This window comes from Saccharopolyspora endophytica (genome assembly GCF_018070075.1).
GTDB lineage: Bacteria > Actinomycetota > Actinomycetes > Mycobacteriales > Pseudonocardiaceae > Saccharopolyspora > Saccharopolyspora endophytica.
The window spans coordinates 841,582-858,004 of the sequence record NZ_JAGPXE010000001.1; the positions used below are offsets into that span (position 1 = coordinate 841,582).

Here is a 16,423-nt window from a genome sequence, read left to right on the forward strand (position 1 = left end):
AACGGGTGGTCTTGTCGAATCTGAACCAGGTCCCGTCTAATCGCTGCTGTTCGACAGCGACGTGGACGGATTCAAAGGGGACGCGTTGCTGAGCTGTCGGCCCGTAGTTCAAGAAATTGGTTTCGTCGAGAGAGCGTGAATCTGGATGCGTGCTCGGGCCAGGGGCCGGCGCAGGACAGCGCTGTAGCTGTCTGGTGCGTTCCTGGCGCCGCGGTCGTGCAAGCAGGTTTCGAGTCTCTGTACGGCGTTGCAGTACCCCGTCTGGTGGGGTCACGCCCCGAACACCAGATAGGGACGTCCTCCGGGGCTGGGTATCCCCGGCATTCGTCGCCCAGCCCCGGAGGACCGTCGAAGCGACCCCGCGTCGTCTCGAAGCAGCTACCCAACGACTGATGGATTCCAGGTGAACCTACGAGGTTTTCTCCAGCGAGGTTCCGGTGGCGGCGCACCGGATCCCCCACCCGGCGAGGCGCTGTCGTCTCCTGTCTCCACGGACACCACGGCATCGGAACGCCGCCTGGTGTGGATCCGGCGCGGGCTGATCCTCGTGCTGGTAGCGGTCTTCGTCGCCGGCCCCGTCGTGTCGGCTTTTCAGGCGCTGCGTCTGCGCTATATCGCGGTGTCGGTGCAGGAGTTATCGATTCCGTTCGTCCGGGTGCTCGATCACGCGATGCGCGAACGCACTCTCTCGACGATGCAGGCCGTGCGCCCGAATGAGCAGCAGCGCGAGGAACTCAGCGACGTACGAGCCCGGACCGATTCGGCTTGGCTCGCGATGGTCGACAAGACCCCGCCCATGTGGATGCTGCCTACCGCGATCCAACAACGGGTCGGTGACCTGTCCTTCGCGATGGAGCAGATGCGGTCCACGCGTGCACGCGTCGAGCACGGTGGCATCTCCTCACAAGAGATCTACACCTCCTATAACCGGCCGCTCGAGGCCGGAATCGCGCTGTTTGGTGCGCAGGCTGATCATGCCGAGGATCCTGAAGCCGGGGCGGGAGGCCGCCGCGCGACGGATCTGTACGCCGCCGCGAACCGACTCTCGCGAGCAACAGCCGTCGGCGCTCAGGGCATCGCGGCGGATGAACTCCCCGCCGGGCAATACGCCGAGCTCGTCGGTCAACTTGCGGGCTTCCATCTCGGTTTCGCCGATCTGGTCCCGCGCTCGACTCCTGAGGTCCAGCGCCGCTACGACAAACTGACGAGCTCGCCCGGCTGGAACGAGCTTCTGCGCCTCGAGGAACAGGTCCGCGCCCACGGGATCGGTGACTCCGGGCCACTGCCCGAACAGCAGAACTGGCTGAGGATCACCGACAGCATCACCTACTCGGCCACCGCGATCGCGGTCACCGAGTCGAACTGGGCATCCGAACTGGGGCTGGACCGCGGCAATGCTGCCGTGAGGGACGCCGTCGTGCAGGCACTGGTGCTGTCTCTCGTGCTGGCGTGGTGCATCTGGGCGGTCAACGTCTCCGTGCGCACCGCGCTGGCCGAAGCACGGCGAGCCCAGACCGCAGCCGCGCACACCGAGGAAGTGCGCAGCGGCTTTACCCGGCTGGTCGGGACGTTCTCCGAGGACGTCGAGCGGCTTCTTGCCATGGCCAACCGCAAGATCACCAAGCTGCTCAAGGAGCGCGGTCAAGAACGCGAGCTCGTTGACACGCTGTTCCCGATTCAGCACCTCACGACTCAGGCCCGGACCCGTGCCAGTGACGCGCTGATCCTGTCCGGCGGAAAGCCCAGCCGCCAGCACCGCGACCCGGTCGCCGTGGAGACCATCGCCCACGCCGCCCGCGCGAATCTCGAGCACGGCGACCGCGTCGATATCAAAGCGCTGCCGGATGTCGCACTGCAGCCACGTGTGGTCGACGACGTCATCCGGGCAGTCACTGAACTACTGGACAACGCCACCCGCTACGGCTACACGCAGGACAACCGCAGCGTGGTCCGTGGCCGCCAGGTCGCCAGGGGCTTCGTCATCGAGATCGAGGATTCCGGCGAGGGCATGACCGACGAGCAGCTGGCTTCGTTCAACCACATTCTGGCCGAGCCACCCGAATACGACCTGCACGCCGGGCATGACACCGTGCGACGCGGACTGTTCCTGGTCGCTCGGTCAACAGCCCATCACCACATTCACGTCGCGCTCAACCACGGCAGCGACGGCGGTGTCCGCGCGGTCTTGCGACTGGGTACCGAACACATCGCCCGCAGCGCCACCGGCGAACGCCCGTCTTCGACGCCGTCAGCGCCGGCCGCCACTCCTGAGACGGCACCGAGGTCGCCGCGACGGCGCCACCCGGTCCCTGCCGAGGATCCCCACAGCAACCTCACGCCGACGCCGAACTGGGAGCGCCAGCGCACAGACCAGTGGTGTCCACCGGCGTCGCCCGTCGCCCCGACTCAATGGACCGGGCAACTCCAACCCGATGAGGCCGCCGCGGACACACGGCCACCACTGCAACGTCGTGTCCGCAACGCCAACCTCGATCCTCACTTGCTCCGCTCCGGCGAGGCCAGCAAGTCCTCGTCCTCACCAGGCCCGTCGGCGCCACGTCGCTCACCCGAGGCCACCGGCGCATCCCTGGCAGCCGGATTCCGCGGATCGCGTCACAGCCGTAACACCAACAACCCATACCGAGGAGCCTGAATGAGCACCCCTCTTTCCACCCAGCAGGTTCCGCCGGCCACCCGCGCGTCCTTGCAGCAATGGGCCAGCGACCTCCTGGATCGCATCAATCGCCAGGGCGGTGGTGCCGCCGCCGCGGTGATCTTCTCCAGTGACGGGTTGCTTCTCGCTACCGCGGGGAACCTGTCTCATGACGATGCCGAGGCGATGGCCGCACTCGCCAGCGCCTACAACGGACTGAATCGCTCGGTCGACGAAACCTTCCATGGCGGCGGGGTCATCCAGCTCCTGCTGGGGATGGGAAACCGGGAGTTGCTTCTGGTCGCCGATCCCACCGACCAGGGAAGCCGCCTCGCCGTGCTGACCCACGATCGCACCCGCGATCCACGCGAACCCGACATCGAGGTGATCTCCCGCGAAGCCGGTCGCCTGACCGTCCAGATAGGCGAGCGCATGACCTCACCCGAGCGCGGACATGACCAACGTTGACGATGACGACCCCCTCGTCCCGGCCTACGCGATCGCAGACGGACGTACCCGCGAAGCCGACGGTGACCTCGACATCGCCACGCTCGTGGAGCTCCATCCCGAGGTCTCGACAACGCAGCTCAGCCGTGAATACCGGCTGATCGCCGAGACCCTACGGCGCCACGGGCGGCTCTCCGTGGTCGAGATCGCCGGGCATCTCGGCTGGCCCGTGGTCAGCGTCGTCGCGCTCGTGACCGACCTGCGCCGCTGGAACCGCATCATCTTCCACGCTCCCGAGCTGTTCACCGCGCAGGAGCGGCCCTCCCTGGATCTGTTGGAAAGGGTACGTTTTGGTCTCCTCAAGCTCTAAGCCGTCGCCATTCGCCGTCAAGATTCTCATCGCTGGAGGCTTCGGAGTCGGCAAGACGACCTTCGTCAAGACCGTCTCCGAGACCACCGCGCTTTCCACCGAAGCAACGCTCACGGAGGCGAGTTGCGACGTCGACGATCTCGCCGGGATCGAAGACAAAACCACCACCACGGTGGCATTCGACTTCGGTCGATTCACGGTCGACGACCAGGTGACTGTGTACATGTTCGGGACGCCGGGTCAGGATCGTTTCTGGTTCATGTGGGATGAGATCGCCGAGGGTGCGCTTGGTGCCATTATTCTGGCCGACGCCCGGCGAATCCACGAGAGCTTCGCTGCCATCGACTACTTTGAAAACCGGGAAATCCCGTTCATCATTGCTGTCAACCACTTCGCGGGAGCTGCTGAGTACAAGATCGAGGAGCTCCAGTACGCACTGGACATACCCCCTCGCATCCCCACCATCATTGGAGACGCCCGAGATCGGGAATCGTGCAAGTACATGCTCGTCACGCTGGTTGACTCTCTGATCGACGCCTCAACGAGCAGCGCGACACCGTGGCCCTCACCGCTCACTCACGCCCCATAGGTTCCGCAACTGCACGCCTCCGCCGAAGCGGCCATCAGTCCCTGGCGGAATCCCGCGAAGAGTAGAAGACAGGATCCGGAACAGTCTCGCCGGTGTCCTGGTTGATATGGCGTTTCCGGCGGAATCGACTGATCCATCCTGCCAATGCGGGAAACAAGATCGACAGACCGATCGCGCAACACAGCATGGCGAAAATGAAGCCACGAGAACGCAATTCTGTCAACACCCGAGAACGGGCCGTTGTCCGATTGATCTTGGTAAATGAGGGGCCCAGAAAATGGACATGTCGCTGCAGAACCAACCGCACTCCGGTCAGCCGGAAACCGCCGTACGGCTGCCACGCCCTGCCGGGATTCGTGGACCGCTCACCCGCAAGCGCCTCTACCGGACCATCGCGCTCACAGCGGCATACACCCTGATCGCAGTGCTGCCCAGCATGATCGACGCGCCGGTGTGGCTACGCGCAGCAGCACTGGGGCTCGTACCCGGCGCCGGGATCGCCTACACCGCGCCACACGGCGGACTCGGGGTCACCCTGCATCTCATCGGCGCGGTGATCCTCCTGGGCGGCTCCGTAGCCGCAGCACTGTTCCTGATCACGCAGCGCGGCGACTACTACCTGAGACTGCCCGCGATTCCACTGTTCTCGGCCACTCTCTCGGGATGGATGGCCACCGCACACTCCGGCCACGCCGGGACACAGGAGTGGGTTGCCTACGTGGCCGTGGCGCTGGTCGTCGCGGCCGTGCTGTGGCTGATTCTGCGGGAGGTCCCGAAGGCGCGCGCGGCCCGCCGTGTCGGCGACGAGCGAGAGAACTACCTGACTTCAGTCACCACGACCGAATCACAGTCCGGCTCTGAGCCCACACCCACGACCCAGTTGCTGGCGACGCCCTCCACGCCCGGCGCGCCACCCGACCAGGCCATGCTCGACGACGAAGAAGATGGCAAGAGGCTCTTCGACTACATCCTGGCCCTGGCGCTGCAACCCCGAGACAAGTGGGAAGGGTTCGAACGGCCGCGCAACAGGTTCCTGCTGAAAGCCGAGCGCTACCAGCTCTACGCGCTCTTGCAGGCACTGGCACACGCCCAGAGCATCCACACCCCCGCCTACTCCGGTGCGCACCTGGCCGCCGGCCGCGAACTCGTTGCCCGCTACACCGACCGCATGATCTGGGCCTACTGGAGGCTCGAAAACATCTGGGGCATGGCACGGTTCAGCCCCCATCAAGACCCGCAAGAACATCATGTTCTCCGGGTACCTGTTGCTCGATGTGGCGATGCACGCCAAGGCATTCGGCGATGACCGATTCGACGCCGCGGAATCACTGACGTTCCGCTGGAACGAGCACACCGCGTTCCCCTTCTCGCTCGGAGAGATCGCCGAACAGGTCGCGCGGAACTTCCAGCACGACCCGATGTGCCTGTGGGACTGCGAACCGGGGCTCACCTTCCCGCACTGCAACGCCATCGCCCTCGCCGGCCTGGCCGTGTACGACTCCCGCGCCCGCACCGACTACGCCCAGACCATCGCCCCCACCTTCTTCGAGCGGCTCGACGAGGAATTCACGGCTGGCGATGGCGACCCCTACACGCTGCAAGCGTCCCGGTTCGGGATGGCCGCCAAGGCGATGCGCGGGATCACCAACTCCGCGCCCATCGCCGCCATGCTCGGCCCGCTGGATCCGCAGCGGCAATGGCGCACCTGGCAGCTGCTGGTACGCGAGGAGATCAACACCGAGCGCTACCTCGACACCGACAGGCCGGGCAGCTCCGCCCCGACCGACATCGACTGGAGCGGCGGTACCACCCGGGCACTCGCGCTGGCCTGGACGATGTTCCTCGCGCGCGAACGCGGTGACGACGCCACCTACCGAAAGGTGCGCCATGCCACCAAGAACCTGGAAAACCCCACGGGCCCCGACGTGGTCAAACCGTTCGCCGCGGGTGTCAACGCCAACGGCATCCTCGGGCTCGGCATGACCAACAGCCCGGGAGCCTGGCGATCGATGCTGCTCGATCAGCCCCAGCCCACCAGCGGGCCCCGACTCACCAACGCCCCTCACCCCACGGTCACGGTCGTCACCGCCGTGCACGACTCCACCGGCGCCCTCACCACGGTCCTGTACCCAGGCAGAATCAGCAGTAACACCCCCCAACAGCTGGGCGTCGGCGATTTAGAACCTCACCAGCGCTACGTTGCCGAGCTCCACGGCAGTACCTCCGGTACCCGCCACATCGTCTCTGACCGCCGAGGCGAAGCGACGATCTCGGTATCGATCACCGGGCGTACCCACCTTCGTCTGCGACCGGCGCAATGAAACGAGCCGCTGCGCTCACGGCGCCCTTCCTCGAGCAAGCACGCCCTGACGACCCCGAACCTGGTGATCGGATCCCGTCGATGACTGCCCGACGGCTGAGCTCCACAGCGTTAACCGCGGCGCGGGTCCACCGCGCGTTGCTCGCCGCCGCACCGCACTCGGGCATTGATCCAGATCACGAGGACGCGCTGGCCGATGCCGTGGCGCGCCGCGTGGTCAGGGCCTACCCCGGTGTGAACTGGACTCTGCGCTATCAGCGCGACTTCGGCCTCCGGGTGATCGACTACGCCGTTGCCCACGGCATCCGGCAGATCGTTGACCTCGGGTGCGGCTTCCTCGACCGCCGCTGGGTAGCGGCCTACACCCACCACCGCGAGGCCCAACCAGAACTGCGGGTCGTCCTCGTCGACCACGATCCCATAGTCCTCCGGCACGACCAGAGCGCCCTGCCCACGGCCACGACGATCTACGGGGACTGCACCACGCCCGACCAGTGGGTCAAGACGGCCAGCCGTGACCTCGACTTCGAGCAACCCATCCTGCTGATGCTGCTCGGAGTGCTGCACCACCTACGCAGCGCGACCCAGAGCACCCACGTGGCCGCCCGCTGTCGCGGCCTCTTGCCACCCGGAAGCTTGTTCGCACTGACCCACCTCACCGCCAACCCCTACGAGCGCGGCCCCCGCCAAGCCGAAGAGATCTTCACCGAGCACGAGATCCCGCTTCGGCTGCGCTCGCACGACTGGATCACGCGCAGTTTCGGTGACTGGTCCTCATCCCTTATCCCCTACGCACGACTGGCTCTCGCGGACTCGCGGATCTACGGCCGTGTCGCCCACCACCCGCGTTCTCCCGGAAAGGACCACGCCTGATGACCTCCGCCTACCGCATGAGTAGAGGCGCGAGCGCGTGCGTTCGTCCGCGAGGCCAGCCGACAACGTCGCGATCGACCAGCGGATCGCAGAAGAGACCGACATGCTCGTACCCGGCATGTCGGCACGGCTGCACCGACGGCCCCAGGCCCTGATCTGAGCGCGCCGCAGCGACGGTGCACACGCCGGTTCCAACACCCGACACCACCCTTTAGGGACGAGCAGGATGCCCACCACACCACGGGTCGACGACACCAAAGCCAGCATCGCGCGCGTCTACGACGCGTTCGTCGGAGGCAAGGACAACTTCGAGGTCGACCGCGAGGTCTACAAGCAAGTTGTCCGAGTCGCGCCCGAAGCTCCCAGGCTCGCACTGGACGGCCGCCAGTTCCTCGGGCGGGCGATCACCTATCTCGTGGCCGAATGCGGTATTGACCAGTTCCTGGATCTCGGATGCGGATTTCCCACGGCCGACAACACCCATCAAGTCGCTAACCGTGCCAATCCCGACGCCGTGACGGTCTACGTCGACAACGACGCGACCGTGGCCGCCCACGCTCGCGCGATACTGGAACGCGATCCCAACACGTTTTTCACCGCTGCGGATCTGCGAGATCCGACAGGAGTACTTCAAGACCACATCGTGGCAGGAACGCTGGACATGCGGCGCCCCCTCGGGCTCCTCCAAGCCGGGACCTTGCATCACCTCGACGATGGCGAACGGCCCGGCGAGATCATGCGTGCCTACACCGCCGCCTTGGCGCCAGGCTCAGTCGTGGTGTTCACCCACTTCTGTACGCCTGCGGACGGCTCCCCGTCTGATCATCTGGCCGGTGAGATCGAGCATTGTTTCCGCAGCAGCTCGATGGGCACCAGCCGTTTCCGCACGCGCGAGGACCTCCGGAGCTTCCTGCATGGTCTGGAACTGTTGCCCGCCAGCGCTGCCCCCGATGCACCCACGATCGTGCCGGTTCGCGACTGGTGGCCCTGCGGCCCACCCACCCGTCCCCGGGAACCGATGGACGAGCTGTTCGTCGCCGCGATCGGCCGCAAACCCGACTCACTGATGCCCCAAACCAACTACAGAAACGAAGATCGCTAACACATGTACAGCACCAACACCTCCTGCCTGCGCATCCGTTCGCCGGCACGATGCTCCACGCAGTGCCGAGCACTGGCCGCGGCTGCATCGGAGCCCACGTGCTCGAGCTGAGCATCACCGTTCTTCTCGGAGCTGCGCTCGCCGCCCTCACCGGTGCTCGAGCCGCAGTCCGAATGGTGGCGCAGCGCGACGGTGAATCGGCGGTCCAGGCAAACCCACCTGGTCAGGACCGTCTGACTACGACAAGGCAGGCACGGGCCGCAACCCGGGCCGACACCATGGCGCCCGCCGCTGCACCGCCACCCCTGCCAAAACACCCCAGGCCTGGCGGGTACCGGGTTGGGCGCTGGACCGAACAGGAAGGCAGACCAGCGGCTCTGCGCACCTTCACGGCGCGGTTGCTGTTACAGAGACATGCCCCCTCGTCACGACCTTGTCGAGCGCCGCAAGCAGCTCGGCTATACGCGCGGTTCGCTGGCGGCCGCCCTTGGAGTCAGCCAGGACACGATCCGGAACTGGGAACGCGGGCGGTGGGACCCGACACCACGCCGCCGACCGGCTCTTGCCAGCGCGCTGAACTGGCCTCTGGAACGTCTCAGCGACGCGCTCAAGAGCCAGGCCGTGACCGCGACCCTGCGCACCAATACAGGGGGACAGGACGCACCTGCAGTAGATCACCGCCTTTGGGCTCGCAACGTCGAACCCGAGCAGGCCCTGAGCTATCTCACCGACCAATGGCATGCCTTGGTCCAATCGGACAACGTGATCGGACCGCGCCACGCGTTGCACGGTGTCCAGCAACACATACCCCTGCTGACCGCGCTCATCGACCACGGACCCGACGCCACGCGGCGACGAGCTCTCCGGATGGCCGCACACTACGCGGAATCGGCCTCGTGGCTCCACGAAGACCTCGCCGAGCCGAAAACGGCCCACCACTGGGCCACACAGGCGTTGCGGCTGGCACGCAGCAGCGGGGACGACGATCTGGTCACCTGGACTCACTTCCGCCGTTCCCAGCAAGCCCTCAGCAGTACCCAGCCCGACCCGCATGCCGCCCACCAGGCCCTCGAACACCTCGCGCTGGCGCATGACGAAGGACATCCCACCGCGAGCATGCGGGCGGCACTCGACGCACAGCATGCCCTGACGCTGGCCGCACTGGGTCACGAGTCCTCGGCACACCGCTTGCTCGACCGAGCGGATCACCACACCCAGGACGCCGACGCGGGGGATGCGCGCAACGGCCACGGGAGTTTCGCGACCCCGGAGTGGGTCACCCTGCAGCGCGCCTGGTGCTGGACACTGCTGGGTCGCCCCACCAAAGCAACGAGCCTGTTCCAAGCCGGCCTGCCACGGCTGCCCGCGGTCTATCAGCGCGACCGTGCCGCGCATCTGGTGCGACTGGCCATGACACACAGCGTTGCTGGGCACATCGATGCCGCAGCTCACCACGCACAGCAGGCATGGAACCTCGCACAATCGGTCAGCTCCGGCCGCTGCCTGTCCGACGTGCGTAGCCTGGTCACCTCACTTCGCCGACACCACCGGGTCGCCGAAGTACAGACGCTGTTCACCGCCGTGACCGACACCGGAGACTGATGGCCCTCACCGAACTCGCCGCGATGCGCCACGCCCTCACACTCGCCGCCCTGCGCATCGGCGGCACCAGCCCCAACCCCCCGGTCGGCTGCGTCATCCTCAACCCCCACGGCGAGCTCCTTGGCGCCGGATACCACCAGCGCAAAGGCGAACCCCACGCCGAAGTCAACGCACTACGAGCCGCACACGGCCACACGCACGACGCCACCGCCGTGGTGACACTGGAGCCGTGCTGCCACACCGGCGCCACACCCGCGTGCCACCAGGCACTCCTCGATGCCGGCATCGCCCGTGTCGTCGTGGCATTGGAAGATCCCACCTCACGTGGGCAGGGCGGTATCGCGCTTCTGCGTCAGGCCGGCGTCGACGTTGAAACCGGTGTTGCCGAAACCGAAGCCCGTTCTGTGCTCGGACCGTGGCTGCACAGCATCGATCACCAGCGACCGTACTTGATCGCGGCTACCACGGACTCCGGTGACGACCAGGCCCGACGTTGGCTTCGCTCCCGGTTGGCAGCCGAGGTTGACCTCGTCGTCGACGAGGACGGGAAGGTCACCGAGGCCATCCCCGGTTCCCACGACCCCGTCAGACTCGGGGTTCCGTCACAACCACTGACCGGCGACCTGAGCGAGGTCATTTCCGCATTGAGCAAGACCGGGGCGCGTCGCGTCCTCCTTCTCACCGACTCGGTGCGGGCACCCCTGGCCACCGACGGTCGCATCGACCGGCTGGTCTTCCTGACCCACGAACCCGAGACCCCGTCGTTGCCCCCACACGCTGCTGTGCTACCGCCCAGCCCCTCGGAATGGGCCCTGGAAGCATTCCACCCCTGCCCAGGCGGGGTCATCGCAGACTATCGCCGCAACCAGTGCGTCGAGAGCTGATCGACTACATGGTGACCAGCCTGATCGAGGATGGTTTGGTCAGGGAAGATCGAACCAGCAGATGTCGCCCAGCTCGGGCTCGGTTCCGCTTTCGAGACACTGATTTACCTCGCGCTCGATGCGCTGGGCCGATTCCTCGGGGCTGGTGGTCCATGGCTGGAAGCCGTCCTCGGTACTGATGCTGCCAGCTACGACGACCCGGTCACGGACGAACGCGGCCGCGACGTCACGCGCACTGGTGAGCAGATCGCCGTCAGCCTCGGTGACCTCGCGGATCAAGTCCTTCACTTCGGCGAAGTAGACCCAATCATCGGCGAGTGCATCGAGCAGCGCTGCTTTCACGCGAGCATGATCAAGCACGCTTCCCCCACTGATCGCCGTTGATGTGAATCTTGATTCTACCGCCCTGTGCAGTGCTGATATCCAATGTTGGGTAGGGCGAGGTCTTCGACCGGGTCCGGTAACCGACGGTCGTGTGATCCGAGTGTCTCATCAACGAACCCGGGTAGCCAGGCTTGTCCACAGGTCTCGCCCCCGACGAGAGGGCGCGAAACAGACAAGTGAGTTCCCGTTCGGTTGCGACCTCCCGGACATGGTTGCGTGCCTTTACGATCGGTGTGCGCCCGATCTCGCTTCCACGGTCATCTACGTGTTCGGCGGCGCTCTTATGCAGCCAGGTTCCCGGCTTCTGAGTGGATACCGACGACATGCCCCGCTGCGTATGCGCGGTGGGTGAGTCGAATCCGGTGGCCCCGATACTGTCCAAGTAACCCAGGAGCGAGGTAGTAACCATATCCAGGAGCGTCGCGGATTCAGCAAGCTCTGTGCGGGTCGTCTCGACACGGCCGACCGCCAGGCCGACTCCCTCGTCGGCCGATCCGCCGAAGATCTCTGTAAGCGACGCGGCGACTTCGTCGATGATCTCCGTTGATCCGGATAACAGTCTCTTTCCTTCTTCTATGGCCGTGATCGTGAGATGCGCCAACGACACGACTTCCCCGAGAGCGGACATGTCCTCCTCATGGACTCAGAAATTTGGAAATGCCGGCCCTGACCGGGGACTGAGAACGCGTACGCGACAGGACCTTGCGACACGAGCCTTCCTTCCCCGAGGGCGTAAACCACGGTGGCAGCCGGGCCTGGATATGGCTCGATCACTGCTTGCGGTGATCGGCGATCTAGGAGTCCAACACCGTGGCCCCTGTGGCTCAAACCGCAAGGGGGAGGAAGCCGGGAAGGGATATTCGCTCGTAACCCGCTGAGCTGGGGTCGGCTCAGCGGTGTAGTCACCCACCTGGCTGTGCCGAGTTGCGTGTACCGCTACGTCATGCCGGGGGTTCCCAGCCCAGCTGCGTCCAGGTGAGTGAGTGCGGAGCGCGCCCATTCGTTGCCTTCTCGGTACAGCAGTGCTGAGTGGGCATGGCGGAGTAGCGTGCGGCAGCGCTTCGAATGCACCTCATCCAGCCGGGAGCAGGCGACACTGACCGCGGACGCGGCCTGCTCGAGGTCATCGGTGATCAAAAGGGCGAGCGCCAGATGTGCTCCGTGCAGCGTCGCGCTGCGCTGATAGGAGACATCCGGTGCCGACGCGGCTAGGGGCGTGAGTGACTGAGCGGCTTCCGCAGCGAGGCGTTGCCGCGTTCGGCGTTGCGCGGTGTGTCGGTTGAGCAGGGTCAACGCTTGCCCCATTTCGGCGTTGAGCTGCTCGGGGCTGTAGTAGTAGAGGTGCTTTGGACCAGACGGTGCGTTTTGAAGGGAACGCGCCTCCTCGGCGGCTTCTCGGTAGCGCGATTCGTCGCCGGCGGCGGCGTAGGCGCTCGCGCGCCGTGCCGCGGCGCGCGAGCGAACGATTGCGGGGCTGGAACGCGCGAGCACGCAGCCATGTTCAGCGAGCTGGACTGCCTCGCGAGGTGATCCCGTGTTGGCCGCCATGTAGGCAAGCATTCCCAGCTGGTTGATCACGCCGAGGTCGTCTCCGGCTTCGGTTGCTGCTCGGATGCCGCGCAGCATCGATTGCTGCGCGGGGGCCAGCCGCCCAGCGTCATATTGGAGCCAGCCGTAGAGCTGGACCGTGTCGGCGGCGACTCGCAACAGTGACTGTCGTTCCGCACCGGAGTAACGCAGATCGGTATCGCGTAGCAGGCTCACGGCTCCGTTGAGGTGGGTCTCGACCATGCGGACGGTGAGCTCACCGCCGCCGTGGCGGTCGTCGAGTTCGCGGAGACGGGTAGTGATGTCGCCGAGTGCCTCGAGCTGACGGCGCGGCGCGTGCTGGTCGCGGTCGTCGTGTGCGTGGTGTTCGCGGGGGCGTGCGGCGTCGCTGGCTGTTGCGGTGAGATCGATCCCGCTGAGTGCCGGCCACAGACGTGGCCGGGTCAGGGTGTGCAGGAGCTCGTCGATGGGCCGGGACAGGTCGACTTCATCCACCGCATGAGTCGCTCGGGAACTCGTGGGCCAGAGATCCGGTGCCGTGAGGTCCGGGCGGCCGAGGCGTTGAGCTAGAGCGTGTGCCGCAGCGGAACGGATTTCCGGTGACAACGGTCCGCGACCGGTGATCCATCGGCTTGGGGTGCGCGTGCCGACGCGGGTCGGCGAACCTGCGTCGGCGAGAACCTTGTTGGTGGCGTGTGCCCATTGACCCGGTGTCCAGGACGCATCGGTCCAAAGTTCACCTACAGACATGATGCGCTCACCATACGCACTCGCGGTTGTGCGCGGGGCGGTTTCGCAACGGCGTGCCGACTGTGCCGCATCGACCGCAAAGTGTGCCGACTGTGCCGGGGTTGGTGTCTTCCGCGTGCCTTCTGTTGTGAGTGAGTCTGAACGGGTCCGATAGGAAATAGCCCTGGAGTGGCGAGCATGTGTGACGAAATCCGAGGCGCGAACTCGCGGCAACCGTTGAACCCCAGACGAATCTGCGTTGCCAGCCGTGATACCCGACCGGTCGGTAGGAACTCGGGTGCACTGTGGATCACCGCGGATCGGTGGCTTGCCGTTGCCTCGGGTGGGCAGCATTTGCCGACGGTGGAGTACGGGGCCGGGCGTGTCGCGCTGGCAGGCCGCCGCGAGGCTGAGAGCACGGTCGTGTTCCGCTGTGGTCAACAGTCGTCGGTGAGTAATGTGTCGGCGGCGAGTGAGTACCTGGCCGATCCCTGTCGTAGGTGCTGGCAGGATGCGCTGGCCAGTGAATCCAAGGCCGTGCTCCGTGCAGGGGTGCGGGGTTTCTTGTCGATGATCAATGCGGTCGAAGCGGTGCCGGACACCGGACCTAGGTGACCTTCCCGGCGCGTGTGGCCTGTCGCTGACGCCGAATCGTCGCGCCGATGTACTCCCGCCGCCGATGTGATCCGACAGACCGTCGGCGGCGGCAGGGCTCGCCCCTCCCGCGAGACGTCTCCCTCCGGAAGGGGCGAGCCTATCTACCCCTAGCCCCGCACTTGTTGCAGAACGTGCCCGTGTCGACGAGGGCCAGAAGATGTTGAGGGAATTTCGTGGCTAGCGTGACCACGCTCGAAGCCGCCTACCTCGACCACCAATGGCGGCAAAGCCCGTTGAGCGACTCATTTTCCGATATTGCAGGCTATGACCGCCTGCTGCCAATCCTCACCGTGGACGGGGCGTTGAACGACCGCGCCCAGCGGCGTGCGCCCCCCGCAGACGACCGAGCTGTGTGCGAGTGGCTGCTACGTTCTGCAGCGAGACCGGGCACGGCTACTGGTCCGGGACCGGACCGCCCCCACCGGAGTGGCGTGGAGCCCGAACGGCACCCGCTTCCAAATTGCCGACAGCCGCGCCATCTGGGTTTACGGCCACGACACCGAGCGTGCCCGCGCGACCTGTGGACGACGCTGGGTCGTGGTCGCCGACGGCGAAGGACAGCCATCCGGACTGGCCATCGACTCCGAGGGCGGCGTGTGGGTCGCGATGCACGGGAGGGGGCGCATCCACCGATACACCCATGCGGTGAGCTCATGACCGTGGTGAGGGCACCCGCCCGGCATGTGACCGCACTAGCCTTCGGCGGCTCCCGACTGGATGAGCTGTACGTGACCTCGGCGTGCCTCGGATATCGCGAGCCCGAACTCCACGATGGCCCTCTCGCAGGTGCCTTGCTGCGCTTCAGCCCGGGCGTCACCGGCCACTCGCTCACGCACTGGCGTCGAATATAACCACCTGCTCCTACGCCGCCAACGCGAAATCAGGCACGCTCATACCGTGACAACAACGACTCCGTCGCCACCCGATGGGCCGCACGCCCGTGCGCTCTTACACGCACTCCACGGCGAACAACTCACGCTCTATCCCACAGCCGATGACCCCACCATCGATGTGGACCAGCACACGCCACCGTGCGGGCTGTTTCTGATCGCCTGGGACCAGCACGGTAACCCGGTGGGCTGTGGTGCGGTGCGCCGCTTGGCGCACAGCATCGCCGAAATCCGCAAAATGTACGTTATCCCGGCGTGGCGAGGATCTGGGCTGGGACGGAGACTGCTGGACGAACTCGAGAGCTTTGCCCGCGACGAACTGAGCGCGACAACGATCCGGTTGGAAACCGGGATCCACAACAACTCAGCGCTACGGCTCTACGACGCGGCCGGCTACCACCCCATCGACAGCTACGTCGACGGCCGCGCGTCCTTCAACGCCGCCAGGGAAAAGCCGCTCGACGTCAGCGAGGACCAGCATTAGGACAGCCCAATGACGAACGCCGGTTCGCGTTCACGCCGCGTCCGAGCCTATGTGGGTGCGAGATGACCGAGGTAACGCTGTACTGCGAGCCGGCTGGTCAGAATGACAACCTCGCCGGCGGCATGCTCGTCGAGTAGTGCGCGCACCTGTGGACGCATGTGTTTGCGGTAACCGAGGATGTATCTGACGAAATCCCAGTTCAGGCGACCACGTAGATGGCGCGACACCTCGTCCGAGCCGCGGTGTTGCCAGCGCCTCCACAGCACGCCCACCAAACACACCACAGGATGGATATCCAGGAAGATCACGACATCAGCCGCAGCGAGCCGGATGGGCAGCGTCGTGGCGTAGTTCCCGTCGATTACCCAGCAATCCGCCTCAACAAGACGCCGTTGTGCGCTTGCGAACTCGTCCTGACTCCGCGGCTCCCACTGCTCGTCGTAGAACACGGCATCAAGGTGCGTCACCGGCAACCCCAGCCGCGCACCGAGCTGACGAGCCACGGTCGACTTGCCTGATCCACCGCAGCCACAAATCGCAATCTTATGCACGACACCTCCCCCAATCGGCGAGCCACCGCACGCCTTCACGACGTCGAAGATCGGCCGCGGATCGTGAGGACTTTTGGGAAGCTGCCGAGCGCTCTAGTTCGGGAACTCCGTTGGGGCGGCTCCTCTCTCTATGCCAGTGTTGGCGTCCTTGCCAGCGGAGGTATCGGCGGCTGTTTGAGACTGGCCGTCCTCGTTTTCATCTGGCTCGCGTCGTGGGTCTTTCGCAGGAACGGTGTTTCCAGCGTGTTGATCAGTAGGTTTCGGCGTCCGGCCAGCGGTCACCGAAGGTGATGGCGAAGGCGTCGAGGACTGGCTTCCAACGTATCGTCCATCGGGTGCG

General features: G+C 65.7%; 16 protein-coding genes and 1 pseudogene. 13 read left to right on the plus strand and 4 right to left on the minus strand.

Features of this window, described 5'->3' with window-relative positions:
* Positions 1–403 precede the first annotated feature (403 nt).
* From KBO27_RS04035 to ribD, 11 genes are all read left to right on the plus strand, one after another.
* Positions 404–2,653, plus strand: a complete 2,250-nt coding sequence (locus KBO27_RS04035; RefSeq protein WP_210968562.1) for a sensor histidine kinase — start codon at positions 404–406, stop codon at positions 2,651–2,653.
* Positions 2,654–3,121, plus strand: coding sequence for a roadblock/LC7 domain-containing protein (locus KBO27_RS04040; RefSeq protein WP_210968563.1), 468 nt, complete (start codon positions 2,654–2,656; stop codon positions 3,119–3,121).
* Positions 3,108–3,470: a DUF742 domain-containing protein gene (locus KBO27_RS04045; protein ID WP_210968564.1), complete on the plus strand. Its 363-nt coding sequence runs from the start codon at positions 3,108–3,110 to the stop codon at positions 3,468–3,470. The genes KBO27_RS04040 and KBO27_RS04045 overlap by 14 nt, the downstream gene beginning before the upstream one ends.
* On the plus strand, positions 3,451–4,059 hold the full coding sequence (locus KBO27_RS04050; protein ID WP_210968565.1) for a GTP-binding protein: 609 nt from the start codon (positions 3,451–3,453) through the stop codon (positions 4,057–4,059). The genes KBO27_RS04045 and KBO27_RS04050 overlap by 20 nt, the downstream gene beginning before the upstream one ends.
* A 283-nt stretch (positions 4,060–4,342) precedes the next feature.
* A complete protein-coding gene (locus KBO27_RS34750; protein ID WP_210968566.1) occupies positions 4,343–5,365 on the plus strand; it encodes a linalool dehydratase/isomerase domain-containing protein in 1,023 nt (340 codons plus the stop codon).
* Positions 5,340–6,380, plus strand: coding sequence for a linalool dehydratase/isomerase domain-containing protein (locus KBO27_RS04060; protein ID WP_372448820.1), 1,041 nt, complete (start codon positions 5,340–5,342; stop codon positions 6,378–6,380). The genes KBO27_RS34750 and KBO27_RS04060 overlap by 26 nt, the downstream gene beginning before the upstream one ends.
* A gap of 80 nt (positions 6,381–6,460) precedes the next feature.
* Entirely contained in the window at positions 6,461–7,252 is a 792-nt protein-coding gene (locus KBO27_RS04065; protein ID WP_210968568.1) for an SAM-dependent methyltransferase, read from the plus strand.
* A gap of 37 nt (positions 7,253–7,289) precedes the next feature.
* Positions 7,290–7,412, plus strand: a complete 123-nt coding sequence (locus KBO27_RS34110) for a hypothetical protein (RefSeq protein ID WP_281420608.1) — start codon at positions 7,290–7,292, stop codon at positions 7,410–7,412.
* A gap of 66 nt (positions 7,413–7,478) precedes the next feature.
* Positions 7,479–8,354, plus strand: a complete 876-nt coding sequence (locus KBO27_RS04070; protein WP_210968569.1) for an SAM-dependent methyltransferase — start codon at positions 7,479–7,481, stop codon at positions 8,352–8,354.
* Positions 8,355–8,768: 414 nt separating this feature from the next.
* Positions 8,769–9,956: a helix-turn-helix transcriptional regulator gene (locus KBO27_RS04075; protein WP_210968570.1), complete on the plus strand. Its 1,188-nt coding sequence runs from the start codon at positions 8,769–8,771 to the stop codon at positions 9,954–9,956.
* Positions 9,956–10,840 (plus strand): bifunctional diaminohydroxyphosphoribosylaminopyrimidine deaminase/5-amino-6-(5-phosphoribosylamino)uracil reductase RibD, encoded by an 885-nt coding sequence (ribD, locus tag KBO27_RS04080; protein ID WP_210968571.1) that lies wholly within the window; start codon positions 9,956–9,958, stop codon positions 10,838–10,840. The genes KBO27_RS04075 and ribD overlap by 1 nt, the downstream gene beginning before the upstream one ends.
* A 39-nt stretch (positions 10,841–10,879) precedes the next feature.
* On the opposite strand, the gene KBO27_RS04085 is transcribed toward ribD, so the two are convergent.
* The 3 genes from KBO27_RS04085 to KBO27_RS04095 form a co-directional block, all read right to left on the minus strand.
* Positions 10,880–11,182 carry a BRCT domain-containing protein gene (locus tag KBO27_RS04085; RefSeq protein ID WP_210968572.1) on the minus strand — a complete coding sequence of 101 codons (303 nt, stop codon included), beginning with the start codon at positions 11,180–11,182 and terminating at the stop codon, positions 10,880–10,882.
* 10 nt (positions 11,183–11,192) lie between these two features.
* Complete coding sequence (locus KBO27_RS04090) at positions 11,193–11,852, minus strand: hypothetical protein (RefSeq protein ID WP_210968573.1); 660 nt, start codon at positions 11,850–11,852, stop codon at positions 11,193–11,195.
* Between the two features lie 308 nt (positions 11,853–12,160).
* Positions 12,161–13,855 carry an NsdA family TPR-like regulatory protein gene (locus tag KBO27_RS04095; protein ID WP_503454120.1) on the minus strand — a complete coding sequence of 565 codons (1,695 nt, stop codon included), beginning with the start codon at positions 13,853–13,855 and terminating at the stop codon, positions 12,161–12,163.
* 627 nt (positions 13,856–14,482) lie between these two features.
* Here KBO27_RS04095 and KBO27_RS04100 point away from each other — a divergent pair.
* Both KBO27_RS04100 and KBO27_RS33400 read left to right on the plus strand, forming a co-directional pair.
* Positions 14,483–15,009 (plus strand): annotated as a pseudogene (locus tag KBO27_RS04100) (SMP-30/gluconolactonase/LRE family protein).
* 46 nt (positions 15,010–15,055) lie between these two features.
* Positions 15,056–15,532 carry a GNAT family N-acetyltransferase gene (locus KBO27_RS33400; protein WP_307870224.1) on the plus strand — a complete coding sequence of 159 codons (477 nt, stop codon included), beginning with the start codon at positions 15,056–15,058 and terminating at the stop codon, positions 15,530–15,532.
* A 47-nt stretch (positions 15,533–15,579) separates the two neighbouring features.
* Here the strand turns inward: KBO27_RS33400 and KBO27_RS04110 are convergent, their stop codons facing one another.
* Complete coding sequence (locus tag KBO27_RS04110) at positions 15,580–16,083, minus strand: AAA family ATPase (protein WP_210968576.1); 504 nt, start codon at positions 16,081–16,083, stop codon at positions 15,580–15,582.
* Positions 16,084–16,423 lie beyond the last annotated feature (340 nt).